The sequence below is a fragment of the Azotobacter beijerinckii genome (assembly GCF_900110885.1).
In the GTDB taxonomy this organism is placed as follows: domain Bacteria; phylum Pseudomonadota; class Gammaproteobacteria; order Pseudomonadales; family Pseudomonadaceae; genus Azotobacter; species Azotobacter beijerinckii.
Window position 1 is genome coordinate 22905 of sequence record NZ_FOFJ01000023.1, and the last position, 26115, is coordinate 49019.

The window sequence follows — 26115 nt, forward strand, 5'->3', positions numbered from 1 at the left end:
AGACTCCACGATGCTGGAAACGCAGAGCTATCAATGTCCCTGTTGCGGCGAGACGGTCGAGGCGCTGCTCGATCTCTCCGCCGGCGACCGGCAGTACATCGAGGACTGCCCGGTGTGCTGCCGGCCGCTGCTCTTCGAGCTGCATACCGATGGCATCGACTGGACCCTGGAGGTTCGCCGGGAGGACGAGTGAGGCGTGGGCGGGGCGGCGCCGCTACAATGACCGACGCCTTGGCCAATCCTGCCCCGAGTCCTTGCCGCCATGAGTGGACGCTACGCCCTGTTTCGCTGGCCGCCGGCCCTGGCGTCCCTGCCCGGATTTCCCGCAGACCTGGCGCCGCACTGGAACCTCGCCCCGGCGGCCCGGGTGCTGATGCTGCGCGGCGCGGCCGGCACGCGGGAGGCGGCGCTGGCGCGCTGGGGGCTGACCCCGGCCTGGCTGACCGACCTGTCGCGCGCCCCGGCCCATGCCCGGGCGGAAACCCTGGCCGAGCAGCCGATGTTCCGCGAGGCCTTCCGCCTGCGCCGCTGCCTGCTGCCGGCCAACGGCTTCTACGAGTGGCGCGGCGGCGCGCGCAAGCGCCCCTACTGGTTGACCGGCGAGGCATCGCTGCTTTATTTCGCGGCAGTCTGGGAGTCCTATCCGGTCGGCGGGCAGCTCTACCTGAGCGTTGCCATGATCACTCAGGCGGTGGCCGGCCAGCGCCGCCCACTGATCCTCGACGAAACCGCGCAAGCGTTCTGGTTGGACACCGCCGCCCCGCCTGAGCAGTTGCAGGCGCTGTTGCTGCGGCCCGCTCCGGCGCTGCGCGAGCGGGCCCTGGCGACGCTGGTCAACGACCCGCGGCTGGATGCCCCGGAGTGTCTGACGCCCGCCTGAGCCAGCGGTGTCGCGGGAACTTGCCGGCCCCGCCTGCGGGGCCGGCTCAATGCTATCGTCCGTTTCCCGGCCCCGGTTGCCGCCCTTCCGCCGGCGACCTAGCATACGGGCCGTGTTCGTCAGGAGTACCCACATGGGCAAGTCGTCTTATCTCACCGGCCTGGCCGCCGCCCTGCTGCTGGCGGGCTGTCAGCCCGTCCAGACCACCAGCGGCGGCGCCGTGGGGGTGGATCGCAAGCAGTACATGTTCAGCATGCTCACCACCGAGCAGGTCAACCAGATGTACGCCCAGGCCTATCAGCAGACGTTGAGCGAGGCCACCAGCAAGGGTGTTTTGGATACCGGCAGCGCCAATGCCCAGCGCCTGAACGCCATCGCCCGTCGGCTGATCGCCAAGGCGCCGCAGTTCCGCGCCGATGCCGCGCAGTGGCAATGGGAGGTCGCGCTGATCAACAGCGACGAGCTGAACGCCAGCTGCGGGCCGGGCGGCAAGATCATCTTCTACAGCGGGCTGATCGACAGGCTGCAACTGAGCGACGACGAGATCGCTGCGGTCATGGGCCACGAGATCGCCCATGCCCTGCGCGAGCATGGTCGCGAGGCGATGTCCAAGGCCTACGGCGTGCAGATGGCCGAGCAGAGCGCCGGTGCGCTGCTCGGTCTGACGGGGGAGGGGCTGGCCCTGGCGAATACGGCGGTGCAGTACGGCATGACCCTGCCCAACAGCCGCGAGAACGAGAGCGAGGCGGACCTGATCGGCCTGGAATTGGCCGCCCGCGCCGGCTACGACCCGAACGCGGCGATCACCCTGTGGCAGAAGATGAACCAGGCGGGCAACAACGGCACCCCGCAGTTCATGAGCACTCACCCCTCGCCCGGCAACCGCACGGCCGCACTCGAGGCGGCGATTCCCAAGGTCATGCCGCTGTACCGGCAGGCCCGGGGCGGCAACTGAGTCGACGCGCTGCCCCCGCGTGGGGGCAGCGCCGCCGGCTTACAGCCAGCCGGCCAGCTTCGCGGTCTCGTAGCCCGAATACACCGCCAGGCAGATGAAGGCCAGGGCGGCGATCCGGCGGATCAGCTTCAGCGGCAGGTTCTGGGCGACGAAATTGCCGGCCAGCAGCACCACCGGCGCGTTGGAGATCACGATACCCAGCGTCGTGCCGACCGCCACGAAGAAGGGATAGGTGTATTGCGCGGCCAGCACCAGGGTGGCGACTTGCGTCTTGTCGCCCATCTCGGCGAAGAAGAAGGCGATGGTGCTGGTCAGGAACGGGCCGTAGCGCTTGAGCTGGGAGTCGTCGTCGTCGCCGCGCTGGTCCGGCAGCAGGGTCCAGATGGCGATCGCGGCGAAGGCTGCGGCGAGCATGCCGTTCAGCACGACTTCCGAAAAGAAGCCGGCGGCCAGGTGGCCGATTTCGGCGGCGAGGATGTGGTTGCAGAGGATGCCGACGATCATGCCCCAGACGATTGGCCAGGGCTTGCGAAAGCGCAGGGTCAGCAGCATGGCCAGCAGCTGGGTCTTGTCGCCGATCTCGGCGAGGATGGATATCTGGGTGGGGATGAAAAGTGATTCCATCGGATTTCCTGGGGGCGGGGCTACAGTCTTCCAGGACACGCACGCCTTCCCGCCCCGGGTGTGAGGGACGCGTGTCATACCTTCGGCATGTAATACGACGGGCCTGGAGTGCACGCGTCATGGCCGGACCTGGCGACAGGCCCGGGCGGGCGGGAGAGAACTCCCCTAGGACGGCAGGCATTGTGCCCAAGGGGGCCGCGCCGGGCAAGCGCGGCCCCCTTGGACGAAAGGGTTAGAGCCAGCCGGCCAGCCGCAGCGCCTGGTAGCCGGTATAGACCGCCAGGGCGGCGAAGCCGGCGGCGGCGATCCGGCGGATCAGGGTCAGCGGCAGGCGGTCGGCGGCGAAGTTGCCGGCCAGTACCACCGGCACGTTGGCGATCAGCATGCCCAGCGTGGTGCCCATCACCACCAGGACGAAGTGCGGATACTGGGCGGCCAGCATCACCGTGGCGATCTGCGTCTTGTCGCCCATCTCGGCGAGGAAGAAGGCGATCAGCGTGGTGAGGAAGGGACCGTAGCGCTTGAAGGCGGATTCCTCGTCGTCGTCCAGCTTGTCCGGAACCAGCGTCCAGGCCGCCACGGCGGCGAAGGCCACGGCGAGGAGGGTGCTCAGTGCGGCGGGCGAGAAGAAGCCGGCGACCCAGCTGCCGACCGCGCCGGCGGCGAAGTGGTTGGCCAGGGTGGCGACGACGATGCCCCAGATGATCGGCCAGGGCTGGCGAAAGCGGGCGGCGAGGAGCAGGGCGAGCAGTTGCGTCTTGTCGCCGATTTCGGCCAGGGCAACGATCAGGGTGGGGACGAAGAGGGATTCCATCGGATTTCCAGAGGGGCGGGTCGACAGTTTTCCATGACACGCGCACCTCCCCGCCCCTGCGTAAGGTGTACGTGTCATGGGTCTTGTCAAACCCTGCGGCCTGCATGGCGGGCCGGGGTCGCACCCGCCATGGCCGGTGGGCCAAGCATGTTGACGGGTGCCGGGCGAGCGGGCGCTCGCGGGAGACTACTCCCCCAGGACGGCGCGCATTGTGCCCAAGCCGCCGGTGGCGGGCAAGCTCAGCCTGTGCGAACGGCGCGGTAGACGCGAAAGCCGTGCGCCTCGGCGAGCACCTGGCAGGGGCCGAGGTGGCGCTCGATCAGCGGCGGGTACTTGAGGAAGCTGTTGGCGACCAGGCGCAGTTCGCCACCGGGGCGCAGGTGCCGGGCGGCCTCGCGCAGCAGCGTCTCGCTGGCCTGGTAGTCGGTGTGCACGCCCTGGTGAAACGGCGGATTGCTGACGATCACCGCCAATCCGCCGGGCGCCGCCTGGATACCGTCGCCGCCGATCAGTTCGGCCTCCAGGCCGTTGGCGGCCAGGGTCAGGCGACTGCTGGCCAGGGCGAAGGCGTCGACGTCCAGCAGGTTCACCCGGCTCTGCGGATAATGCCGCTTGAGCGCCGCGCCGAGCACCCCGGCGCCGCAGCCGAAGTCGAGCAGGTCGCCCGGCGGCAGCCCGTCGAGATGTTCGAGGAGCAGGGCGCTGCCGCGGTCGAGGCGGCCGTGGCTGAACACCCCGGGCAGGGTGACCACCTCCAGCGGGCCGTCGGCCAGCTCCAGCCGGTAGCGCTGGGCGCGCTCCTCCAGCACGGGAGCCGGCGGGGCCTGCTCCACCGTCACCTGCCAGAGCTGGCAGTGCCGCGCGCTGTCCAGCTTGCACGGCCGGCCGAAGGCCTGCAGCCAGCGGGCGGCGCCCTCGATGCCGCCGCGCTTCTCGCCCACCAGGTACAGCTCGCCGCCGGCCAGGCGGGCGGCGAGGACGTCGAGCAGGTAACGGGCCAGCTCGGCGGACTTGGGCAGGAACAGCACGGAGGCGGCGAAGGGCCGCTTGCCGGGGAGCACGCCGAACTGGCAGCGGCCGGCGAAGCGCGCGGCCAGCGCGGCGTGCTCCCCGGCCTGCCAGCTCCAGCCGTGGGCGGCGGGCAACTGGCCGAGCAGATCGTCGGTCGGAAGGCCGGCCAGCAGCAGCGCACCGCCGAACCGCTCGGCCTGGCGCAACAGCACTTCGCTACGCGGGTCCATGGAGGCTCCTCGAAAAAAGCCCGCAGCTTAGCAGAGCCGTTCCCGACTCAGTCGACCCGGCGCTTCGGTGTGCCGGCGAAATGCGCCTGGGCGTTTTCCGCCAGCTGGCCGACGATGCGCTGGCGCGCTTCGCGGCTGCCCCAGGCGCTGTGCGGGGTGAGGATCAGTCGCGGGATGTCCGGTGCCAGCAGCGGATTGCCGTGGCGCGGCGGCTCCTCGCTGAGCACGTCGCTGGCTGCGCCGCCCAGGTGGCCGCGGCGCAGGACGTCGGCCAGCGCCTGTTCGTCGACCAGCCCGCCGCGGCCGGCGTTGATCAGGAAGGCGCCGGGCTTCATCGCCTGCAGTTGCGCGGCGCCGATCAGGTGGCGGGTCTGCTCGGTCAGCGGGCAGTGCAGGGTCAGGGCGTCGACCTGCGGCAGCAGCTCGGCCAGCGGCAGGCGGTCGGCGCGCTCGGGGCGGCCCGGCAGCTGGCCGAGCAGCACGCGCATGCCGAAGGCTTCGGCGAGTCGGGCGACGGCGCTGCCCAGCTCGCCGTGGCCGAGCAGGCCGAGGGTCTTGCCCTCCAGTTCGACGATCGGGAAGTCGAGCAGGCAGAACTGCGCGGATTGCTGCCAGCGGCCGGCGCGGATCGCCGCCTGGTAGTCGGGCAGGCGGGTGGCTAGGGCGAGCAGCAGCATCAGGGTGTGCTGGGCCACCGAAGGCGTGCCGTAGCCCTGGCAGTTGCACACCGCGATGCCCTGCGCCCGGGCGGCGGCGAGATCGACGTTGTTGGTGCCGGTGGCGGAGACCAGCACCAGCTCCAGGTCGGGGCAGGCGGCCAGGGTCTCCGCGCTCAGTACTACCTTGTTGACGATCGCCACCCGGGCGCCGGCGAGCCGCTCGGCCGCCTCGCCGGCGCGGCTGGCATCGTGCAGCACGAGTTCGTCGAAGGTCTGACGCAGCGGTGCGAGATCCAGATCGCCGAGATCGAGGGAGGCATGGTCGAGGAAGACGGCGCGGCGCTTGTTCATCGGGGTTCCTTGGCTGGGACGGGGACGAGGAGCGAGCCTAACAGAGATTTTCCGTTCGGCGCGAAGGGCGTTTCCCGACTGGCGGCAGCCCGGGACAGACAGGGACAATACGCACTTTGCTTGCCGGGCCGGGGCAGAGATCCGCGGCCGTTTGCCCCTTCCTGGAGCCGTGTCGATGTCATCCTTCCCCTCCCTCCGGTGCCTGCTCGCTACCTGCGTCGCGTCGCTGGCGGCGCCGGTCGGCGCCGTGAGCTTCAACATCGGCCCGCTCGAGGCACAGCTCGACTCCACCCTGTCGCTGGAGGCCGGCTGGTCGACGGACCAGGCGGACAAGGACCTGATCGGCGCCGGCAGCGGTGGGCGCGGTCTGTCGGCGATCTCCGACGACGGCCGGCGTAACTTCAAGCGCGGCGAAACCTTCGCCAAGCGCCTGCGTGGCGTCCACGGCCTCGAACTGAAGCGCGGCGACACCGGCCTGTTCCTGCGCGGCGATTACTGGTACGACTTCGAACTCAAGGACGAGCAGCGGCCGTTCAAGGACATCGACGACCACAACCGCAAGGAAGGCGCCCAGTCCTCCGGTGCCCGGCTGCTCGATGCCTTCGTCTACCACCACTATGCCCTCGGCGATCTGCCGGGCTCGCTGCGCTTCGGCCGGCAGGTGGTCAACTGGGGCGAGGGGCTCTTCCTGCAGGGTGGTATCGACGCGATCAACCCCCTCGATGCCCAGGCTTTCCGGCGGCCGGTTTCGGAGGTCCGCGAGGGACGTCTGCCGGTCGCCCTGCTGCACCTCTCCCAGAGCCTGAGCGATGCCTTCAGCGTGGAGGCCTTCTATCAACTGGCCTGGGACCAGACCCTGAGCGACAACTGCGGCACCTTCTTCTCCCAGGCGGACATGCTGGCCGACGGTTGCGACCGCAATCTGGCGGTCCTTGGCAGCCGGGCCGACACTCTGAGCGCCGCCGACATCGCCGCGCTCAAGGCCCAGGGCGTCGCCTGGACCTCGCCCGACGAAGGGGTGCTGGTGCGCCGCGCCGGCGACCGCGACGCCCGCGACAGCGGCCAGTGGGGCGTCGCCCTGCACTATTTTGCCGACCCGCTGGACACCGAGTTCGGCGCCTATTGTATGAACTACCACAGCCGCGCGGGGATCTTCAGTACCGGCGTCGCCGCCCCGGCGGCGTTCGCCGCGAACCTGCCGCTGGCGGCGGCCGGCAACGCGCGCTACTTCGTCGAGTATCCCGAGGACATCCGCCAGTTCGGCCTGAGTTTCTCCACCACGCTGCCGGCCGGGACCCGCTGGCGCGGCGAACTCAGCTACCGGCCGAACGCCCCGGTGCAGATCAACATCAACGACCTCCTCGGCGCCACCCTGACCCCGCTCGACCCCGCCGCGGCGCTGCTGCAGGCCAGCCCGGGACAGGATGTCCACGGCTACCGGCGCAAGGAGATCACCCAGCTGCAGACCGGCTTCAGCCACCTGCTCGAGTCGGTGATGGGCGCCCGCCGCCTGACCCTGGAGGGGGAGGTCGGCTGGACCCATGTGGGCGGACTGGAGGGGGGGAGCCAGCTGCGCTACGGCCGCGATCCGGTATTCGGCGCCGGTCCGCTGCCGGACGGCGCCTGCCAGGCGCAGAACGCCGCCGCCCTGGCGGGCAGCTCGCAGAAGAATCTCTCGCGCTACTGCGAGAGCGACGGCTTCACCACCCGCGACTCCTGGGGCTACCGGCTGCGCGCGACCTGGGAGTACCTCGACGTCCTGCCGGGCATGGACTTTAAGCCGGGCATCACCTGGTCCCACGACGTGGACGGCTATTCCCCCGGCCCCGAAGGCAACTTCGTGGAAGGGCGCAAGGCGCTCGGCTTCAGCCTCGACGTCGCCTATCTGGACACCTACAGCGCCGGGCTGTCCTACACCGACTTCTTCGGCGGCGAGTACAGCACCCTGGTGGATCGCGACTTCCTGATGCTGAGCCTCGGCATGCGCTTCTAGCCCGGGCGGGCCGGGCGCTTGTCGCTCAGCGCGAGGCGTTCAGCGCCGCGAGGATCTTCTCGTCGTGTCCGTAGATGTCCGGCCGGAAGGTCAGCTGGCCGCTGTCGTCGACCTGCGCGGTCCAGTAGGCCAGGAGGATCGGCACCGGCCGCGGCAGGTTCATGTTGCGGGTCTTGCCGCTGGCGAGGAGTTCCTCGAAGCGCTGGCGCTCGGCCGGGCTGGCGCCCTCCAGCAGCAGGTCGGTGAGCTGCATCGCCCGCTCCACACGGACGCAGCCGGAGCTCAGGGTGCGCGTCTCCTTGGCGAACAGGTGCTGGCTCGGCGTGTCGTGCAGGTACACCGAGAAGGGGTTGGAGAAACGGATGGCGATCTGCCCGAGCGGATTGTGCGGACCGGGGTCCTGACGCAGCATGATGCCGCTGGGGTTGTGCCAGTCGACGCTGTGCGGGTTGACCTCGTTGCCCTGGCGGTCGATCACCTTGAGGTTCTGGCTGGCCAGGAAGCCGATGTTGCTCTGGATCTTCGGCAGCTTGTCCTCGCGCAGGATGGTCGGCGGGATGGTCCAGCTCGGGTTCAGCGTCAGGTGGGTGATCTGCGACTTCAGCAGCGGCGTGGGCCGGGCCGGGCGCCCCACCTGGGTGCGCGTCTGCCAGAGCGGCTGGTGGTCGCGGAAGAGGGTCAGCTGGGCGCCGGCGATATCCACCAGCAGCAGGGTCGGCTCCATTTCCCGGGCCAGCCAGCGGAAGCGTTCGAGGTTGACGCGGACCTGATCCAGACGCGCGGCGGACGAGACGTTCAGCTCCGTCAGGGTGGATGGGCCGACGACGCCGTCGTCCTCGAGGAAGTGCCGGGCCTGGAAGCGCTTCATGGCCCCGACCAGGCGCGGTGTGTAGCGTTGGCGGTCGGACCCGGAGCCGGAGCGCACCTTGTCGGTCAGATAGCCCTCGTCGGCCAGGCGCCGTTCGAGCAGGGGGACGCGTTCGTCCGCCATGCCCGGACGCAGCAGATCGCCCGCCGGCACGTGCCGCCAGTTGCGCGGCGGGTGCTGGCGCAGCGCCGCATGGGCGCTGCGCAGCGCCCGATAGGGTTCGAAGTCCGGACGGGCCGCGGCGAAGGCGGCGGGCAGGTCGTCCAGATGGGTCGCGGCGAAGGCGGGAAACAGCACGGGGGGCGCCGGCGCACGGCTGTTCGGGGAGCGCCAGAGGGGCTCCGCCTGGGCCGGGTCGAGCTGGCCGTAGGCCAGGTGGCGCAAGGCTTGCAGATAGGCATGGGTGGCCAGGGCGTCGGTGCAGGCACTGCGCTGCGGATGGCTGGCCGGGTCGGCGGCGAGCTGGCGCAGGGTGGCGAGCTGGTAGCGGGCCGGGTCCAGGCCGTCGTCGACTAGCAGGGCGAGCTGCTCGAGCAGCTTCTCCAGGCGGGCGTCGACCGCCCAGACGCGCTGGTCGCCGAGCTGGCGATAGAAGGCCGACAGCGCCTCCTGGCTGAAACCGTCGAGATCGAGGGCGGGCGCGGCGCAACTCAGCGACGGTTGCGCCAGCTGCTGGCGGATCGCCTCGTCGCCGGGCAGGGTTTCGGTCGGGTCCGCCTGGGCGAACCGGGTTGCCAGAAACAGGCCGGTTAACAGCAGTGTGCACTTTTTATACAATGGCGGGCTCCGTAAGGCCTGCTGGACACTCGGATCGAAAGTTGCAGGCTAGACTTCAGTGGTGCGGCCCCCATGATTACCCAATTGTCCGGCAAGGCAAAGGGCAGGGCAGCACGGAACGCTCTCAATACCCAACCAGAAAGAGGCTTCCTTTTCCATGTCCGCCCTTTTCCGGATGCTCTTGCTGACCTTGGCAGGCCTGTCCGCTACCGTCGACGCCGCGCCGGCTTCCCGTTTTCTGCTCGACAGCCTGTCCAGGACTGCCCCGACGCTGAACCGCGAGGTGCTGGACAGCGCACTGGCGGCCATGCAGTGCGCCCTCAACAACGGCTCGCCGCCGGCCCAGCGCCTGGCGGTGATCGACTTCTCCCTGCCGTCCTCGCAGCGCCGCCTGTGGATCTTCGACCTGGAGCGCCGGAGACTGCTGCTGGAGGACTATGTCGCCCACGGCCAGGAGTCCGGGGAGGACTACGCCACGCGCTTCTCCAACCTCGAGGGCAGCCATCAGTCGAGCATCGGCCTGTTCCGCACCCAGGAAAGCTACGAGGGGGAGCACGGCTACTCGCTGCGCATGGACGGGCTGGAGCCGGGCATCAACGACCGGGCGCGCGATCGCGCCATCGTCATCCACGCCGCCGACTACGTGAGCCCGAGCTGGATCGCCCGCGAGGGACGCCTCGGGCGCAGCCACGGCTGCCCGGCGGTGCGCCCGGAGGTGGCACGGATGGTGGTCGACAGCCTCAAGGGCGGGCAGTTCATGTTCTCCTACTACCCCGACCAGAAGTGGCTGGCCTCGTCGCTCTACCTGAATTGCCGACCGAAGCGGGTCGCCGCCATCCTGGCGTTGATGACGGGGGTGGACGGCTGAGGAGTTTCCCTGCCCTCCTTTTGTAACGGCGGGCAGGGAAATGGGCTTGCGCGCAAAATGCTCGACGTTCCTTCGCAGTGTGCCAAGATGGCGCACCGAAGCTTCCGGAGCCCTTCCCCCATGACCGCGCCCACCGCGATGATCCGCGAAACCTTCCCCGTCGGCCCCCTGCAATGCAACTGCACCATCATCGGCGATCCCGTCAGCAAGAAGGCCATCGTCGTCGATCCGGGCGGCAATCCGGAGCTGATCCTGGCGCGTTTGCAGCGGCACGGACTGAAGGTGGTGAGCATCGTCCACACCCATGCCCATCTCGACCACTTCCTCGCCGCCGGACAGCTCAAGGAGTTGACCGGTGCGACCCTGCACCTGCACCAGGGCGACCAGTTCCTCTGGGACAACCTGGAAATGCAGTGCCGCATGTTCGGCGTGCCCTACACCCCCGTACCGTCGCCCGACCAGTGGCTGAGCGACGACGAGGAGCTGGCCTGTGGCTGCGGCGTGGCGCTGCACACCCCGGGGCATACGCCGGGCTCGATGAGCTTCTGGTTCGCCGAGGCCAAGCTGCTGATCGCCGGCGACACCCTGTTCCACCGCAACGTCGGTCGCACCGACCTGTGGGGCGGAGACGCGGCCGCGCTCAAGCGCTCGATCAAGGAGCGGCTCTACAGGCTGGACGAGGAGGCCACGGTGGTCACCGGCCATGGTCCCGATACCTGCCTGGGCGACGAAATGCGGGAAAATCCCTTCGTCCGGGCCTGAGGTCGCCGGGTGGGCAGCGTGCCCGCCCGACGTTGAACGGGGCGTTAAATCGCCCCATCTATAGCTATGGCGGCAGATTCCCCGTTCCGGAACCCTGCGGATGGTGTAGGGAATTTCCTGCCGTTTTCATGTTCAAATTGCCCTCCCTTTTCCAGGGCTGATGAATCGCTGAGGAGCCGTACTGCATGTTTACTCCGTCTCGCCTGTTGATCGCCGCGACTGCCATGGCGCTGCTGGCCGGTTGTGCTACCAACAACAATCCCTACCAGACCCAGGACCAGACCCAGACCGCCGGGGATCAGGGCGGCATCGGCCGCACCGCCAAGTACGGCGGCCTCGGCGCGCTGGCCGGAGCGGCCGCCGGTGCGCTGATCAGCCACGACAACCGCGGCAAGGGCGCGCTGATCGGCGCCGCGGTGGGCGGTGCCGCCGGTGCCGGCTACGGCTACTACGCGGACAAGCAGGAGGCCCAGCTGCGCCAGCAGATGGCCGGCACCGGCGTCGAGGTCCAGCGTCAGGGCGACGACATCAAGCTGATCATGCCCGGCAACATCACCTTCGCCACCGGCTCGGCGGATGTCGCCAGCAACTTCTATACCCCGCTGAACGATCTGGCGACCTCCTTCAAGCAGTACGACCAGAACAGCATCGAGATCGTCGGCCACACCGACAGCACCGGCGCCTACCAGAACAACCTGAGCCTGTCGCAGCGCCGTGCGCAGAGCGTGGCCAACTACCTGGTCTCCCAGGGCGTCAACGGCGCGCGGGTTTCCACCCGCGGCGTCGGTCCGGACAGCCCGGTGGCCAGCAACGCCACCGAATCCGGCCGTTCGCAGAACCGCCGCGTGGAGATCAACCTGCGGCCGCTGCCGGGCGCCACCCAGCAGCCGTAAGCCGAGAGGCTTCGCGCAGTGGAGGAGCCCGGCCGATGCCGGGCTCTTTCGTTTCAGCCGGCGGCGGTTCCGGCCTGGATCGCGGTGAGGGCGATGGTGAAGACGATGTCGTCGACCAGGGCGCCGCGGGAGAGGTCGTTCACCGGCTTGCGCAGGCCCTGCAGCATCGGGCCGACGCTGACGCAGTTGGCGCTGCGCTGCACCGCCTTGTAGGTGGTGTTGCCGGTGTTCAGGTCGGGGAACACGAAGACCGTGGCGCGCCCGGCCACCGGGCTGTCCGGGGCCTTCTGCCGGCCGACGCTGGCGATCGCCGCGGCGTCGTATTGCAGCGGGCCGTCGATCGGCAGGTCGGGTCGCGCCAGGCGGGCCAGGCGGGTGGCCTCGCGGACCTTCTCGACGTCCGCGCCCTCGCCGGAGTCGCCGGTGGAGTAGCTGATCATCGCCACCCGCGGCGGGATGCCGAAGGCCTGGGCCGAGGCCGCGCTCTGCAGGGCGATGTCGGCCAGCTCCGCGGCGTCCGGGTCGGGATTCACCGCGCAGTCGCCGTAGACCAGCACCTGGTCGGGCAGCAGCATGAAGAACACCGAGGACACCAGTCGGCAGCCGGGCGCGGTCTTGATCAGCTGCAGCGCCGGGCGGATGGTGTTGGCGGTGGTGTGCACGGCGCCGGAAACCAGCCCGTCGACCTCGTCCAGGGCCAGCATCAGGGTGCCGAGCACCACGTTGTCCTCCAGCTGGGCGCGGGCCGCCGGCGCGCTCAGGCCCTTGTGCCGGCGCAGCTCGACCATCGGCTCGACGTAGCGCTCGCGGATCGCTTCGGGGTCGAGGATCTCCAGGCCGGCGGGCAGTTCGAGGCCCTGCGCGCGGGCTACCGCTTGCACCTCCTCGGGTTTGGCCAGCAGCACGCAGCGGGCGATGCCGCGTCGCTGGCAGATCGCCGCGGCCTGCACGGTGCGCGGCTCGCTGCCTTCCGGCAGGACGATGCGCCGGTTCGCCGCCTGGGCGCGCTTGACCAGCCGGTAGCGGAACGCCGGCGGCGACAGGCGCGGCTCGCGGGGCGTGCCGCAGCGCCGGGTGAGCCAGGCGTGGTCGAGATGGCTGGCCACGTAGTCGCTGATCTGTTCGGCGCGCTCCAGGTCGTCCAGGGGGATCTCCCGGTTCAGCCGTTCCAGTTCGCGCAGGGTCTCCTCGGGCGTGCGATCCACGGCAAGCACCGGCAGGCCGTCGGCCATGGCCGGGCGGCACTGTTCGAGCACCTGCGCGTCGGCGGGCAGGGCGCTGCACAGCAGCAGGCCGGCCAGGGGCATGCCGTTGCGGCTGGCCAGGGCGGCGGCGAGGATCACGTCGTGGCGATCGCCCGGCGTCACCAGCAGGCTGCCGGGCCGGAACTGCGCCAGCAGGCTCGGCACGCCGGCGGCGCACAGCAGGGTGTGCTGCACGCGCCGCTGGCGGTAGTCGCCGGCATTGACGAGGCGCGCGCCGAGCAGGTCGGCGATGTCGCTGGTGCGCGGGGTGTTCAGTGCCTCGCGCCAGGGCACGCAGCCGAGCAGGCGCAGGGCCTTGCCGAGCGGCTCGGGCTGGCACAGGCGCTCGGCCAGCGGGCCGGGGCGCACCTTGTTGAGGATCACCCCGGCGACCGGTGAGTCCTGGCCGGCGCCGAACAGGCGGGCCTGGATGTCCAGGCGGTCGCGCAGTTCCTCCAGGCTTTCCTCGGCGGGGGTGGAGACCAGGATCACGTCGGCGTTCAGGCTGCGCGCCAGCTGTCCGTTGAAGCGCACCGCATAGCCCACCTGGGGGCTCGGCACCAGGCCTTCGACGATCAGCACGTCGTGACCGTTCTCCAGCTGCTGCAGGCGGCCGAGGATGTCCTCCTGCAGCTCGTCCAGTTGGCCGTCGCCGAGGCGCCGTTCCACCTGGGCCAGCGGCAGCGGCTCCGGCGGCGTCAGGTGGTGGGTGCGGGCGATCAGCGCGCTGCTGCGCTCCGGGCCGGCGTCGCCGGGGTGCGGCTGGGCGACCGGCTTGAAGAAGCCGACCTTCAGGCCGCGGCGTTCGAGGGCGCGGACCAGGCCGAGGCTGACGGAGGTGAGGCCGACGCCGTAGCCGCTGGGCGCGATGAGGAAGGTCTGCATGGGGCGTTCCTTGTCCGGTCAGTGGGTCTGGGCGTCGAGCAGCGCGAGGGTGTCCTGGGCGATCTGCTTTTCCTCGTTGGTGGGAATCACCAGCAGGCGCGGATGGCCGGGGGCGTTGATCGCGCCGGTGGCACCGCCGACGCAGCGGGCGTTGGCGGCCTCGTCGAGGGCCAGGCCGAGCAGCGGCAGGTGGGCGACGCTCCGGGCGCGCACCAGCGCCGAGTTCTCGCCGATGCCGCCGGTGAAGACGACCCCGTCCAGGCGCGGCAGGGCGCAGGACATCGCGGCCAGCGACTTGGCCAGGCGGTAGCAGAACACCTCGATGGCCAGGGTCGCCGGGCGGTGGCCCTGGCTGCGCGCCTGTTCCAGGCTGCGCATGTCGTTGGACAGCCCGGAGAGGCCGAGCAGGCCGCTCTCGCTGTTCAGCAGGTGCTCGATCTCCGTGAGGCTCCAGCCCAGGACGCGGGCCAGATGGCCGTGCAGGTTGGGGTCGACGTCGCCGCTGCGGGTGCCCATCGCCAGGCCTTCCAGCGGGGTCAGGCCCATGCTGGTGTCGCGGCTCTGGCCGTCGACGATGGCACAGGTCGAGCAGCCGTTGCCGAGGTGGGCGGTCAGCCAGCAGCTGTCGCCGACCGCCAGCCCGCTGAACTCCGCGGCACGCTGGCCGACGTAGCGGTGGCTGGTGCCGTGGAAGCCGTAGCGGCGCACGCCGTGGTCGCGGTAGAAGCGCTCGGGGATGGCATAGCGGTAGGCATGCTCCGGCATGCTCTGGTGGAAGGCGGTGTCGAACACCGCGACCTGCGGCAGGTCGGGGAACAGCTGCATGGCCGTCTCGATGCCGAGCAGGTTCGCCGGGTTGTGCAACGGCGCCAGCGGCACCGTGGCGCGGATCGCCGCCAGGGTCTGCGCGTCGATCAGGGTCGACTGGGCGAACTGCTCGCCGCCGTGCACCACCCGGTGGCCGATGCCGTGCAGCCGGTCGCCGCCGGCTTCCTCGACCAGCGGCAGCAGCGCCTGCAGTGCGATGCGGTGGTCGGCGCCGGGCAGTTCGCGCTGCCGGCGGATGCGGTCGCCGTGCCACCAGCGCAGCACCGCTTCGGGGCTGTCCAGGCGCTCGGCCTGGCCGGCGAGCAGGGGCTGGGGGTGGGCCTGGCTGATCAGGGCGAACTTGAGCGACGAGCTGCCGCAGTTGATCACCAGAACGTTGCGTGTGGCCATCGATCCTCCTTGGGGTGTCGCTTTCGGTGCAGCGCGTGGCTTGACCGGACGCTGCCGAGCGAGCGCGTTCCGCTCGTCCAAGCCCGGTTCGCTTTCCCGTGGCGGCGCGGTTAAACTCGAAAACTCATTCTTCTTTTGTAAAAGGTTGTTCGCTCATGCTGATCGCCGCCAACAAGGCTGTCTCCATCGACTATACCCTGACCAACGATGCCGGTGAGGTGATCGACAGTTCTACCGGCGGCGCTCCGCTGGTCTACCTGCATGGGGCCGGCAACATCATCGTCGGTCTGGAGAAGGCGCTGGAGGGCAAGCAGCCCGGCGACGAGCTGAAGGTCGCCATCGAGCCGGAAGAGGCCTACGGCGAATACAGCGCCGAGCTGGTCGCCACCCTCAACCGCGCCATGTTCGAGGGCGTCGACGAGCTGGCGGTGGGCATGCAGTTCCATGCCTCCGGTCCGGACGGCAGCATGCAGATCGTCACCATCCGTCATCTGGAAGGCGACGACGTGACCGTCGACGGCAACCATCCGCTGGCCGGTCAGCGCCTGACCTTCCAGGTCAAGGTGGTCGACGTGCGCGACGCCCATCCGGAAGAGATCGCCCACGGCCACGTCCACGGCGAGGGTGGTCACCACCACTGAGGCCGGCAGCCGGCCGACTGGAAACGAACCGAAAAGGCGCCTGTTGGCGCCTTTTCTCCGTCAAGCAGGGAGAGTCGATAGATGAGCGTTTTTCACGATCTGACCTTGCGCGGGCTGGACGGGCAGGACCTGCCGTTGGCGCCGTTCCGCGACAAGGTGGTGTTGGTGGTCAACGTCGCCTCCCGGTGCGGCCTGACGCCCCAGTATGCCGGCCTGGAGGCGCTTCACCAGCAGTACCGGGCGCGGGGCTTCAGCGTCCTCGGCCTGCCGTGCAACCAGTTCGCCGGGCAGGAGCCGGACAGCGAGGCACAGATCCGCGAGTTCTGCTCCCTCAATTACGGGGTGTCCTTCCCCTTGTCTGCCAAGCTCGAGGTCAACGGCCCCGGCCGCCATCCCCTGTATCGCCTGCTGGCGGGGGAGGGTGCGGAATTTCCCGGGGACATCGGCTGGAATTTCGAGAAGTTCCTGCTGGGCAAGGACGGTCGCGTGCTGGCGCGCTTCTCGCCGCGTACCGCGCCGGACGACCCGGCGCTGCTGCAGGCGATCGAGAAGGCGCTGGGCTGAGCGGCGGCATCCCCTGGCGACCGGCGGCGCGGTCCGCCATGCCGACCGCGTGCGTCTTGGCGCTGGCCGGCAGGGGCGGGCGTCGGCTGCTAAGGTGAAAGGGACCGCCGATGACCAACAGCCAACAGGAGGAGCGCTTCATGCACGTCGATACCCATCCCCTGAGCAAGGATTTCCCGGAAATGAGCGAAGCGTTGCAGCGCCTGCGGCAGACGGACGCCGGCTTCTCCCGCCTGATCGAGTCTTACGAGGTGCTGGACAAGCGCATCTGCCGCGTCGAGGGCGGTACGGAGAGCATGGACGATCTGCAGCTGAACGCGCTGAAGCAGGAGCGGGTGGTGATGAAGGACGACATCGCCCGCCAGCTCCGCAAGGCCTTCGGCAACGCCCGCACCGGCTGATTCGCGGCGCGCCGGGACACAGGCCCGCGCCCGGCCGCTATCATGGGGGCTTTCCCCGGAGCGGAGTTCCCATGGCCAAGGCCAAGCGCATGTACGGCTGCACCGAGTGCGGTGCCACCTTCCCCAAATGGGCCGGCCAGTGCGGCGAGTGCGGTGCCTGGAACACCCTGGTGGAGGCCCTGCTGGAGGGGGCAGCGCCGCTGAGCGGGCGCGGCGGCTGGGCCGGCCAGCAGGCCAACGTCAGGACTCTGGCGGAAGTCAGCGTCGAGGAGCTGCCGCGCTTCTCCACCGCCTCCAAGGAACTCGACCGGGTGCTCGGTGGCGGTCTGGTGGACGGCTCGGTGGTGCTGATCGGCGGCGACCCCGGAATCGGCAAGTCGACCATCCTCCTGCAAACCCTGTGCAACGTCGCCGAGCGCTTCCCGGCACTCTACGTCACCGGCGAGGAGTCCCAGCAGCAGGTCGCGATGCGCGCCCGTCGCCTCGACCTGCCGCAGGACAAGCTCAAGGTGATGACCGAGACCTGCATCGAGGCGATCGTCGCCACCGCCCGCCTGGAAAAGCCCAAGGTGATGGTGATCGACTCGATCCAGACGATCTTCACCGAGCAGCTGCAGTCGGCCCCCGGCGGCGTCGCCCAGGTGCGCGAGAGCGCGGCGCTGCTGGTGCGCTTCGCCAAGCAGAGCGGCACGGCGGTGTTCCTGGTCGGTCACGTGACCAAGGAGGGCGCGCTGGCCGGCCCGCGGGTGCTCGAGCACATGGTCGACACCGTGCTGTATTTCGAGGGCGAGTCCGACGGCCGCCTGCGCCTCTTGCGCGCGGTGAAGAACCGCTTCGGCGCGATCAACGAGCTGGGCGTGTTCGGCATGACCGACAAGGGGCTCAAGGAGGTGTCCAACCCCTCGGCGATCTTCCTCACCCGCGCCCAGGAGGAAGTGCCCGGCAGCGTGGTGATGGCCACCTGGGAAGGTACCCGGCCGATGCTGGTGGAAGTGCAGGCGCTGGTCGACACCAGCCATATGGGCAACCCGCGCCGCGTCACCCTGGGCCTGGACCAGAACCGCCTGGCCATGCTGCTGGCCGTGCTGCACCGCCACGGCGGCATCCCCACCTACGACCAGGACGTGTTCCTCAACGTGGTCGGCGGGGTCAAGGTACTGGAGACCGCCTCGGACCTGGCGCTGCTCGCCGCGGTGATCTCCAGCCTGCGCAACCGGCCGCTGCCCCACGACCTGCTGGTGTTCGGCGAAATCGGCCTGTCCGGCGAGATCCGCCCGGTGCCGAGCGGCCAGGAGCGCCTCAAGGAGGCCGCCAAGCACGGCTTCAAGCGTGCCATCGTGCCCCGCGGCAACGCGCCCAAGGAAGCGCCGGAGGGGCTTTCGGTGATTCCGGTGACGCGCCTGGAGCAGGCGCTGGATGCGCTGTTCGAGTGAGCGCCGGGGTGGGCGCTACAATCGGGCTTTTCCGCCAAGGAGTGCCGCCATGTCCACCCGTCCCATCCTGCCGCCGCCGGTCATCTATCTGCTCTTCGTCGGGTTCGCCTGGGGCCTGGACGCGCTGCTGCCGGTACCGCTTCCGGACAACGACTGGACACATTGGGCCGGCTGGGGCCTGATCGACGGCGGCCTGGTGCTGATGCTCCTGACGGTGCTGCAGATGGCCCGGCAGCGCACCACCGTCAACCCTTACGGCACCCCGGCGAAGCTGCTCGAGGAGGGGCCGTTCCGGCTGTCGCGCAATCCCATCTACCTGGCCGACACCCTGGTCTACGCCGGCATCGCCCTGCTGCTGGCCAGCCCCTGGCCCTGGCTGCTGCTGCCGGTGCTGATCCTCTGCATGAACCGCCTGGTGATCCGCCATGAAGAGGCGTTGCTGAGCGAACTTTTCGGCGACAGCTACCGGGCCTATCGGGCGCGGGTGCGGCGCTGGCTCTGAGGCGCTCCGGTCAGAGCCGGGCGGCTCTCAGGGCGTACTGGATCAGGGCCGTCGAGCCGTCGATGTTCAGCTTGCGCCGGATGCTCAGGCGATGGGTTTCCACCGTGCGCACGCTGATCTCGAGTTCGCGGGCCATGGCCTTGCTGTCCAGCCCCTGGGCGAGCATCTTCAGGATCTGGCACTCCCGCGGGGTCAGGTTGTGGGGTTCCGCGCTGCGGTCGACCAGTTTGCGGGCGATTTCCGAACTGTAGAAGCTGCCGCCGGCGGCGATGGCCTCGATGGCGGCGACGATTTCCCGCGACGAGGCGTCCTTCAGGACATACCCGCGGGCGCCGGCGCGGATCGAGCTTCTGACGTATTCGCCGTTGTCGTACATGCTGAGGATCAGCACCTTGATGTCCGGGTACTGCCGGCACAGGGTGCTGGTCAGTTCCAGACCGTTGGTGTCCTTCAGGCCAATGTCGAGCAGCAGCAGGTCCGGCTGCACCCGGGCGAGCAGTTCGAGCGCCTCGGCGCCGCTTTCCGCCTCGCCGACCACCTCGATCTGCGGCATGACGGCCAGCAACGCACGAATGCCGTCGCGTACCAGTGCGTGATCGTCGATCAGGACGATCCGGATCGGGGTGGCGGAGTTCATGCTGCAGCTCTTCTTATCGTGAACGACATGCCGGCCCATCAGGTGGCCGGCACGGGCAATATTACACGCATCCCGGTATGGCCAGAGGTCGACGATAGGCTGAACTGACCGCCGAGGTGTTCGACCCTTTCGCGGATGTTGCGCAGGCCGATGCCGCCCTGCGGCCGTTCGATGGTCCGTGGGTCGAAGCCGATGCCGTCGTCCTGCACCTGCAACTGCACGCCGTTCACGCAGGGTTCGAGGTCGATGAGTACCGTGCCGGCGCGGGCATGGCGTTCGATGTTGGTCAGCGCTTCCTGGACGATCCGGAACAGCGCGACCGTCACTCCGTCGGGCAGCCGGACGTCGTGCAGGCCGTTGCGGTAGACGACCGCCAGGCCGCCGCGCTGCTCGAACTCCGCGGCCAGTTGGCCGATGGCCGCGGGCAAGCCCAGGGTGTCGAGCAGCGAGGGGCGCAGGTCGTGGGAGATCCGGCGGATCTCGCCGATGGCGCTGCCCAGCCGCTCGGTGGCCGTGCCGAGGGTCGCCAGGCCGTCGGGCTGGCCGGCTTCCAACTGGTGGCCGGCCAGTTCGAACTGGAACTTGATGGATACCAGCAACTGGCTGATACCGTCGTGCAGTTCCCGGGATACCCGCGAGCGCTCCTCCTCCTGCAGGTAGACGATGCGCCGGTTGAGCGACTGCAGCGTGCTGTCGGCCAGGCGGTGCTCCCGGACGCTCAGGGTCAGGCCGCCGGCGAAGACCAGCAGCACCGCCACCAGGGCGATGGTCGCGATGGCGACCATGGTGTCGTGTATCCCGCCGGCGACTTCTTCGCGAACCTGGCGGGTCGCCCGATCCACGTCCTCGAGGTAGATTCCGGTGCCGAGCATCCAGCCCCAGGGCTCGAGCATCGTCACGTAGGCCAGCTTGTCGGTCACCTGGCCGGTCGAGGGCTTCTGCCAGACATAGCGCTGGAAGCCGTCCCCGCGGGTGGCGCTCTCGATCAGCGCCTGGACGGCGGGCAGGCCGTGGGGGTCGGTCAGGTTCCACAAGTCCCGGCCCACCAGCTCGGCCTGCCGGGGATGCATCAGATTGCGGCCCTTTTGGTCGTAGACGAAGAAATAGCCGTCCTGGCCGAAGTCGATCCTGGCCAGGGCCTCCAGCGCCTGCTGCCGGGCCCGGGCATCGCCCTGGCCGCCGGCATGCAGCGGGGCGATGACGCTCAGCGCCATGGCGACGTAGTTCTTCAGCTCGGCGCGTTTGCCGGACAGGATGGCGTTCTCGATCAGTTGGGCCTGCTGTTCTCCCAGCCGCTGGTTCTGGACGATGACCAGGGCGCAGATGACCGCCACGGCCAGCAGCAGCGGCAGGATGCTGAGGGCAACTATCTTGTATTTGAGCTGCATGGGTCTTCTCGTCGGAAGCGGGAGACGGTGGTCGGCCGGTGGACCGGCCCTGGCAGGCCGGGCGCCCGAGACGCCCATGGTCCGCTACCGGGATTATCTGTAAAAGGCGTTTCCGACCGGGCGATCGGGGCGGGGAGGCCGCCGGGGCCGGGAATTCTGTCCTAGGATTTTCGGTAGGAGCGTTTTGCGGAGCGCTGCCGCCCGCCGGTCTGCGGCCTCCCGCCAGGGGCCGTGGCAGAGGGGCGCCGGGCCTGTGTGGGGGAGGGGCATGGGCATGCCGTCCTGGCTGCGTTACGTAGAACTACGTAGTGACCCTGAGTAGCACTGCGAATATCGGCGCGTGCCAGATGTGGGGATAGTAGCAAGGCCCCGTCCCGGGAGCGCAGACAATCAATAACAATGGCGCCGCAGGCCACCGGCCGACGGCAGGAGAACTTCAATGACTCGACTGGTCAGTCGTCTCGCCTGGCTGGCTTTGGCCGTGCTGGGCGCGCTCGCTCTGGGCGTCGTGGCCTTGCGCCGCGGCGAACCCATCAATGCCTTGTGGATCGTGGTCGCCTCGACGGCCATCTACCTGGTCGCCTACCGCTACTACAGCCTGTTCATCGCCACCCGGGTGATGCAGCTCGATCCCCGCCGTGCCACCCCGGCGGTGCTCAACAACGACGGTCTGGACTTCGTGCCGACCAACCAGCACGTGCTCTTCGGCCACCACTTCGCCGCCATCGCCGGCGCCGGTCCGCTGGTCGGCCCGGTGCTGGCCGCGCAGATGGGCTACCTGCCCGGCACCCTGTGGCTGATCGCCGGGGTGGTGCTGGCCGGTGCGGTGCAGGACTTCCTGGTCCTGTGCATTTCCACCCGCCGCAACGCCCGCTCCCTCGGCGACATGGTGCGCGAGGAAATGGGCCAAATTCCCGGCACCATTGCGCTGTTCGGCTGCTTCCTGATCATGGTGATCATCCTCGCGGTGCTGGCGCTGATCGTGGTCAAGGCTCTGGCCCATAGCCCCTGGGGCATGTTCACGGTGATGGCGACCATCCCGATCGCGATGTTCATGGGCCTCTACATGCGCTATATCCGCCCGGGACGGATCGGCGAGATCTCGGTGATCGGCATCGTCCTGCTGCTCGCCTCGATCTGGCTGGGCGGGGCGATTTCCACCGATCCCTACTGGAGCGGCGTGTTCACCTTCACCGGCGTGCAGATCACCTGGATGCTGATCGGCTACGGCTTCGTCGCCGCGGTGCTGCCGGTGTGGCTGATCCTCGCCCCGCGCGACTACCTGTCGACTTTCCTGAAGATCGGCACCATCGCCGCCCTGGCGGTCGGTATCGTGATTCTCAGTCCCGAACTGAAGATGCCGGCGCTGACCCAGTTCATCGACGGCACCGGTCCGGTATGGAAAGGCGCGCTGTTCCCCTTCCTGTTCATCACCATCGCCTGCGGCGCGGTGTCCGGCTTCCACGCGCTGATCGCCTCCGGCACCACGCCCAAGCTGCTGGCCAACGAGACCCAGGCCCGCTACATCGGCTACGGCGGCATGCTGATGGAGTCGATGGTCGCGATCATGGCGATGGTCGCCGCCTCGGTGATCGAGCCCGGCGTGTACTTCGCCATGAACAGCCCGCCGGCGATCGTCGGTGCCGACACCGCCAGCGTGGCGGCGGCGGTCAGCCACTGGGGCTTCGCCATCACCCCCGAAGCGCTCGAAGGCGTGGCTCGCGACATCGGCGAAACCACCATCCTGGCCCGTGCCGGCGGTGCGCCGACCCTGGCCGTGGGTATCGCGCAGATCCTCCACCAGGTGCTGCCGGGCGAGGACACCATGGCGTTCTGGTACCACTTTGCCATTCTCTTCGAGGCCCTGTTCATCCTCACCGCGGTGGACGCCGGTACCCGTGCCGGGCGCTTCATGCTCCAGGACCTGCTCGGCAACTTCGTGCCGGCCCTGCGCCGCACCGACTCCTGGGGCGCCAACGTGCTGGCCACCGCCGGCTGCGTGGCGCTCTGGGGTTATCTGCTGTACCAGGGCGTGGTCGATCCGCTGGGTGGCATCAACACCCTCTGGCCGCTGTTCGGCATCTCCAACCAGATGCTCGCCGGCATCGCCCTGATGCTCTGCAGCGTGGTGCTGATCAAGATGAAGCGCCAGCGCTACGTCTGGGTCACCCTGCTGCCGGCCTTCTGGCTGCTGATCTGCACCACGGCGGCGAGCCTGATCAAGCTGTTCGACCCGAACCCGGCGGTCGGCTTCCTCGCCCTGGCCAAGAAATACGCCGTGGCGCTGGACGCCGGCCAGGTCCTGGCCCCGGCCAAGGATCTCGGCCAGATGCAGAACGTGATCATGAACGCCTACACCAACGCCGGTCTCAGCGTGCTGTTCCTGGTGGTGGTGTTCAGCATCCTGTTCTACGCGCTGAAGGTCGGCCGTGCCGCCTGGATCGTCGAAGAGCGCACCGACAAGGAAACGCCCTTCCAGGCGATTCCCGGCGCCTGACTGCCTGCCTGCCGGGTCCTGCGGGACCCGGCCCTTGAGAGAGGAGAGGTTTCGTGTTCAACGATCTCGGCCGTATGGGCAAGTATCTCGGTCAGGCCGCTCGCATGCTGGTCGGCATGCCCGACTACGACACCTATGTCGAACACATGCAGAGCAAGCATCCGGACCAGCCGGTGATGAGCTACGAGGATTTCTTCCGCGAACGCCAGGAGGCCCGCTACGGCGGCGGCAAGGGACGGCCGGTACGCTGCTGTTGACTTTGGGTAGGGCGGGTGAAACCCGCCGACGCCGGTGTGGTTCCGCACCATGTCCGGCGGGTTGCACCCCCCTACGCCCTTGTCGGATCGTTACACCTGGCATTGCATCCACGCGCCACGCTCCGCCGTGGCGCGTTTCGTTTCGAGGAACGTTTTCATGTCCCAAGCCCCCATCCCGGTCACCGTGCTCAGCGGCTTTCTCGGTGCCGGCAAGACCACCCTGCTGCAGTACCTGCTCGAGGCCGAGCACGGTCTGAAGATCGCGGTGATCGAGAACGAATACAGCGAGACGCCGATCGACGGCCAGTTGCTCGGCTCCGCGCCGGTCGAGGTGATGACCCTGGCCAACGGTTGCGTCTGCTGCTCTATCCATGTCGAGCTGGAAAAGGCCCTGTTCCTCCTGCTGGAGCGCCTGGACGCCGGCGAGCTGGCCTTCGACCGCCTGGTCATCGAGTGTACCGGCCTGGCCGATCCGGCGCCGGTGGCGCAGACCTTCTTCGCCGACGACGAGCTGTGCGACCGCTACGTGCTCGACGGCATCATCACCTTGGTGGATGCCGTCAATGCCGAGCGCCATCTGCAGGAGGCCATCGCCCAGGCCCAGGTCGGCTTCGCCGACCGCATCCTGCTGAGCAAGACCGACCTGGTGGCGGTCGAAGCGGTCGAGGCGCTGCGCCAGCGCCTGCAGCGCATCAACCGCCGCGCACCGATCCGCATCGTCGAGCACGGGCGCATCGAGCTGGGCGAGTTGCTCGACGTACGCGGCTTCAACCTCAACGCCGATTTCGGCCAGGCCCTGACCCTGCGCCCGCTGGTGCCGGCCGTCAGCAAGGACCGCATTGCCACTTTGGTGCTGCGCAGCGAGCAGGCGCTGGACCTGGAACGGCTCGGCCTGTTCATGGAGGGTCTGCTGGAGCGCTACGGCAGCGCGCTGCTGCGCTACAAGGGCGTGCTGAACCTGGCCGGCGAGTCGCGGCGCATGGTGTTCCAGGGCGTGCTGCGCCTCTACGGCTTCGACTGGGCCGAGGAGTGGGGCGCGGACGAGGCGCGCGAGAGCGTGCTGGTGTTCATCGGCGACAACCTGCCGGAGGAGGAGATCCGCACGGGGTTTGCCGAGGTGCAGGGCTGACTCCGCAGGTCTCGCAGGGCGCTATGCCGTGTAGCGGCCAACCCCCCGGGCGAGTTTTGCGCCTACGAAAAAGCCCGGCACTTGGCCGGGCTTTTTTGTGGCAGCGCCGAGGATTACTTGCCGTAGACCGGCAGCCGGGTGCAGATCGCCTTGACCTTCTCGCGCACCGCGTCGACCACCGACTCGTCGCCCATGTTCTGCAGGATGTCGCAGATCCAGCCGGCCAGCTCGCGGCACTCGGCCTCGCCGAAACCGCGGGTGGTGACCGCCGGCGTGCCGATGCGCAGGCCCGAGGTGACGAAGGGCGAGCGCGGGTCGTTGGGCACGGCGTTCTTGTTGACGGTGATGAAGGCGCGACCCAGGGCGGCGTCCGCGTCCTTGCCGGTGATGTCCTGCTTGATCAGGCTGAGCAGGAACAGGTGGTTCTCGGTGCCGCCGGAGACCACGTCGAAGCCGCGCTCGACGAACACCTGGGCCATGGCCTGGGCGTTCTTCACCACCTGCTGCTGGTAGGCCTTGAACTCGGGGGTCAGGGCTTCCTTGAAGCACACCGCCTTGGCGGCGATCACGTGCATCAGCGGGCCGCCCTGGCCGCCCGGGAACACCGCGGAATTCAGCTTCTTCTCGATCTCTTCGTTGGCCTTGGCCAGGATCAGGCCGCCGCGCGGGCCGCGCAGGGTCTTGTGGGTGGTGGTGGTGACCACGTCGGCGAAGGGGACCGGGTTCGGGTACACGCCGGCGGCGACCAGGCCGGCCACGTGGGCCATGTCGACGAACAGGTAGGCACCGACCTTGTCGGCGATGGCGCGGAAGCGCGGGAAGTCCAGCACCTGCGAGTAGGCGGAGAAGCCGGCGATGATCATCTTCGGCTGGTGCTCGACGGCCAGGCGCTCGACCTCGTCGTAGTCGATCAGGCCGGTTTCCGGGTTCAGGCCGTACTGCACGGCGTGGTAGATCTTGCCGGAGAAGTTGACGCTGGCGCCGTGGGTCAGGTGGCCGCCGTGGGCCAGGCTCATGCCCAGCACGGTGTCGCCCGGCTTGACCAGCGCCTGGAACACCGCGGCGTTGGCCTGGGAGCCGGCATGGGGCTGGACGTTGGCGTAGTCGGCGCCGAACAGCGCCTTGGCACGGTCGATGGCCAGTTGCTCGACCACGTCGACGAACTCGCAGCCGCCGTAGTAGCGCTTGCCCGGGTAGCCTTCGGCGTACTTGTTGGTGAGCACCGACCCCTGGGCTTCCATCACCGCCGGGCTGGTGTAGTTCTCGGAGGCGATCAGCTCGATGTGATCTTCCTGACGCTGGGCTTCTTGCTCCATGGCGGCGAACAGGTCGGCATCGTAGCGAGCGAGAGTCAAATCACGGCTGAACATGGCAATCCCCTGGGTTCGGCTGGGCGGTAAATTAAAGAGGGCGTAAATTCTACCCTATCCATGCCGGGCCGGCACATGAAACGCGATCAAGCGTGGGCGAATCCGGCTCATCCCGAAGGCCACGAGGCAAAGCCGCTCGCCGCTCGCGGCGCGCCCTCGGCTGGTTTGCCCGGCGCATTTCGGGTAGCTTTGCCGGCATGCGCGGGGGACCGGGCAGCCGGTGTCACTGAGCTGTCGCGGATCGCCGTTCGTCCGCGCCCCCGT

Annotated in this window: 25 protein-coding genes; 15 read left to right on the plus strand and 10 right to left on the minus strand. The window is 68.9% G+C overall.

Translation table 11 applies throughout. From position 1 onward, the window contains the following. Positions 1 to 10: 10 nt before the first annotated feature. From BMY22_RS12915 to BMY22_RS12925, 3 genes are all read left to right on the plus strand, one after another. Positions 11 to 193: a CPXCG motif-containing cysteine-rich protein gene (locus tag BMY22_RS12915; RefSeq protein WP_090622582.1), complete on the plus strand. Its 183-nt coding sequence runs from the start codon at positions 11 to 13 to the stop codon at positions 191 to 193. Positions 194 to 262: 69 nt separating this feature from the next. Beyond that, positions 263 to 880, plus strand: a complete 618-nt coding sequence (locus tag BMY22_RS12920; RefSeq protein ID WP_090622585.1) for an SOS response-associated peptidase — start codon at positions 263 to 265, stop codon at positions 878 to 880. 133 nt (positions 881 to 1013) lie between these two features. Then, positions 1014 to 1835, plus strand: coding sequence for a M48 family metallopeptidase (locus BMY22_RS12925; protein ID WP_090622588.1), 822 nt, complete (start codon positions 1014 to 1016; stop codon positions 1833 to 1835). Positions 1836 to 1874: 39 nt separating this feature from the next. On the opposite strand, the gene BMY22_RS12930 is transcribed toward BMY22_RS12925, so the two are convergent. The 4 genes from BMY22_RS12930 to BMY22_RS12945 all read right to left on the minus strand — a co-directional run bounded on the left by BMY22_RS12930 (position 1875) and on the right by BMY22_RS12945 (position 5524). After that, the gene (locus tag BMY22_RS12930) at positions 1875 to 2459 is read right to left on the minus strand and encodes a TMEM165/GDT1 family protein (protein ID WP_090622591.1); all 585 of its coding nucleotides are present in this window, start codon (positions 2457 to 2459) and stop codon (positions 1875 to 1877) included. A gap of 232 nt (positions 2460 to 2691) precedes the next feature. Then, a complete protein-coding gene (locus tag BMY22_RS12935) occupies positions 2692 to 3273 on the minus strand; it encodes a TMEM165/GDT1 family protein (RefSeq protein WP_090622592.1) in 582 nt (193 codons plus the stop codon). A gap of 239 nt (positions 3274 to 3512) precedes the next feature. Next, positions 3513 to 4514, minus strand: coding sequence for a class I SAM-dependent methyltransferase (locus BMY22_RS12940; protein ID WP_090622595.1), 1002 nt, complete (start codon positions 4512 to 4514; stop codon positions 3513 to 3515). A gap of 47 nt (positions 4515 to 4561) precedes the next feature. Next, on the minus strand, positions 4562 to 5524 hold the full coding sequence (locus BMY22_RS12945; RefSeq protein ID WP_090622596.1) for a 2-hydroxyacid dehydrogenase: 963 nt from the start codon (positions 5522 to 5524) through the stop codon (positions 4562 to 4564). 175 nt (positions 5525 to 5699) lie between these two features. Between BMY22_RS12945 and BMY22_RS12950 the strand changes: the two genes are divergently transcribed. Continuing rightward, a complete protein-coding gene (locus BMY22_RS12950) occupies positions 5700 to 7517 on the plus strand; it encodes a DUF1302 domain-containing protein (RefSeq protein WP_090622599.1) in 1818 nt (605 codons plus the stop codon). A gap of 25 nt (positions 7518 to 7542) precedes the next feature. Here the strand turns inward: BMY22_RS12950 and BMY22_RS12955 are convergent, their stop codons facing one another. After that, a complete protein-coding gene (locus tag BMY22_RS12955) occupies positions 7543 to 9162 on the minus strand; it encodes a L,D-transpeptidase family protein (RefSeq protein ID WP_208599280.1) in 1620 nt (539 codons plus the stop codon). A 157-nt stretch (positions 9163 to 9319) separates the two neighbouring features. Between BMY22_RS12955 and BMY22_RS12960 the strand changes: the two genes are divergently transcribed. The 3 genes from BMY22_RS12960 (at position 9320) to BMY22_RS12970 (ending at position 11685) form a co-directional block, all read left to right on the plus strand. After that, a complete protein-coding gene (locus BMY22_RS12960) occupies positions 9320 to 10030 on the plus strand; it encodes a murein L,D-transpeptidase catalytic domain family protein (protein ID WP_090622601.1) in 711 nt (236 codons plus the stop codon). Between the two features lie 120 nt (positions 10031 to 10150). After that, positions 10151 to 10792, plus strand: coding sequence for an MBL fold metallo-hydrolase (locus tag BMY22_RS12965; protein WP_090622602.1), 642 nt, complete (start codon positions 10151 to 10153; stop codon positions 10790 to 10792). 185 nt (positions 10793 to 10977) lie between these two features. Continuing rightward, a complete protein-coding gene (locus tag BMY22_RS12970; protein WP_090622604.1) occupies positions 10978 to 11685 on the plus strand; it encodes a YiaD family glycine zipper/OmpA-like lipoprotein in 708 nt (235 codons plus the stop codon). Between the two features lie 53 nt (positions 11686 to 11738). Here BMY22_RS12970 and pta read toward each other — a convergent pair whose 3' ends face one another. Together pta and BMY22_RS12980 are read right to left on the minus strand one after the other, a co-directional pair. Next, positions 11739 to 13814 carry a phosphate acetyltransferase gene (gene pta / locus BMY22_RS12975; protein WP_090622606.1) on the minus strand — a complete coding sequence of 692 codons (2076 nt, stop codon included), beginning with the start codon at positions 13812 to 13814 and terminating at the stop codon, positions 11739 to 11741. Between the two features lie 18 nt (positions 13815 to 13832). Then, positions 13833 to 15032: an acetate kinase gene (locus BMY22_RS12980; RefSeq protein WP_090622608.1), complete on the minus strand. Its 1200-nt coding sequence runs from the start codon at positions 15030 to 15032 to the stop codon at positions 13833 to 13835. 155 nt (positions 15033 to 15187) lie between these two features. On the opposite strand from BMY22_RS12980, the gene BMY22_RS12985 reads away from it, so the two are divergent. The 5 genes from BMY22_RS12985 (at position 15188) to BMY22_RS13005 (ending at position 18573) form a co-directional block, all read left to right on the plus strand. After that, positions 15188 to 15673, plus strand: coding sequence for an FKBP-type peptidyl-prolyl cis-trans isomerase (locus BMY22_RS12985; RefSeq protein ID WP_090622610.1), 486 nt, complete (start codon positions 15188 to 15190; stop codon positions 15671 to 15673). An 81-nt stretch (positions 15674 to 15754) separates the two neighbouring features. Then, positions 15755 to 16237 (plus strand): glutathione peroxidase, encoded by a 483-nt coding sequence (locus BMY22_RS12990; protein ID WP_090622612.1) that lies wholly within the window; start codon positions 15755 to 15757, stop codon positions 16235 to 16237. 140 nt (positions 16238 to 16377) lie between these two features. Beyond that, complete coding sequence (locus BMY22_RS12995; protein WP_090622676.1) at positions 16378 to 16638, plus strand: HP1242/YdcH family protein; 261 nt, start codon at positions 16378 to 16380, stop codon at positions 16636 to 16638. Positions 16639 to 16709: 71 nt separating this feature from the next. Next, positions 16710 to 18071, plus strand: a complete 1362-nt coding sequence (gene radA, locus BMY22_RS13000; protein WP_090622614.1) for a DNA repair protein RadA — start codon at positions 16710 to 16712, stop codon at positions 18069 to 18071. 49 nt (positions 18072 to 18120) lie between these two features. Further along, positions 18121 to 18573, plus strand: coding sequence for a methyltransferase family protein (locus BMY22_RS13005; protein WP_090622616.1), 453 nt, complete (start codon positions 18121 to 18123; stop codon positions 18571 to 18573). 10 nt (positions 18574 to 18583) lie between these two features. On the opposite strand, the gene BMY22_RS13010 is transcribed toward BMY22_RS13005, so the two are convergent. Both BMY22_RS13010 and BMY22_RS13015 read right to left on the minus strand, forming a co-directional pair. Continuing rightward, positions 18584 to 19210, minus strand: a complete 627-nt coding sequence (locus BMY22_RS13010) for a response regulator (RefSeq protein ID WP_090622619.1) — start codon at positions 19208 to 19210, stop codon at positions 18584 to 18586. A gap of 38 nt (positions 19211 to 19248) precedes the next feature. After that, complete coding sequence (locus BMY22_RS13015) at positions 19249 to 20598, minus strand: cache domain-containing protein (RefSeq protein ID WP_090622622.1); 1350 nt, start codon at positions 20596 to 20598, stop codon at positions 19249 to 19251. Positions 20599 to 21037: 439 nt separating this feature from the next. Between BMY22_RS13015 and BMY22_RS13020 the strand changes: the two genes are divergently transcribed. The 3 genes from BMY22_RS13020 to yjiA all read left to right on the plus strand — a co-directional run bounded on the left by BMY22_RS13020 (position 21038) and on the right by yjiA (position 24481). Then, positions 21038 to 23095, plus strand: coding sequence for a carbon starvation CstA family protein (locus BMY22_RS13020; RefSeq protein ID WP_090622625.1), 2058 nt, complete (start codon positions 21038 to 21040; stop codon positions 23093 to 23095). Positions 23096 to 23148: 53 nt separating this feature from the next. Further along, positions 23149 to 23352, plus strand: a complete 204-nt coding sequence (locus tag BMY22_RS13025) for a YbdD/YjiX family protein (protein WP_090622628.1) — start codon at positions 23149 to 23151, stop codon at positions 23350 to 23352. A 157-nt stretch (positions 23353 to 23509) separates the two neighbouring features. Then, a complete protein-coding gene (yjiA, locus tag BMY22_RS13030) occupies positions 23510 to 24481 on the plus strand; it encodes a GTPase (protein ID WP_090622631.1) in 972 nt (323 codons plus the stop codon). Between the two features lie 113 nt (positions 24482 to 24594). Here the strand turns inward: yjiA and glyA are convergent, their stop codons facing one another. Next, positions 24595 to 25851 (minus strand): serine hydroxymethyltransferase, encoded by a 1257-nt coding sequence (glyA, locus tag BMY22_RS13035; protein WP_090622634.1) that lies wholly within the window; start codon positions 25849 to 25851, stop codon positions 24595 to 24597. Between the last annotated feature and the right edge of the window lie 264 nt (positions 25852 to 26115).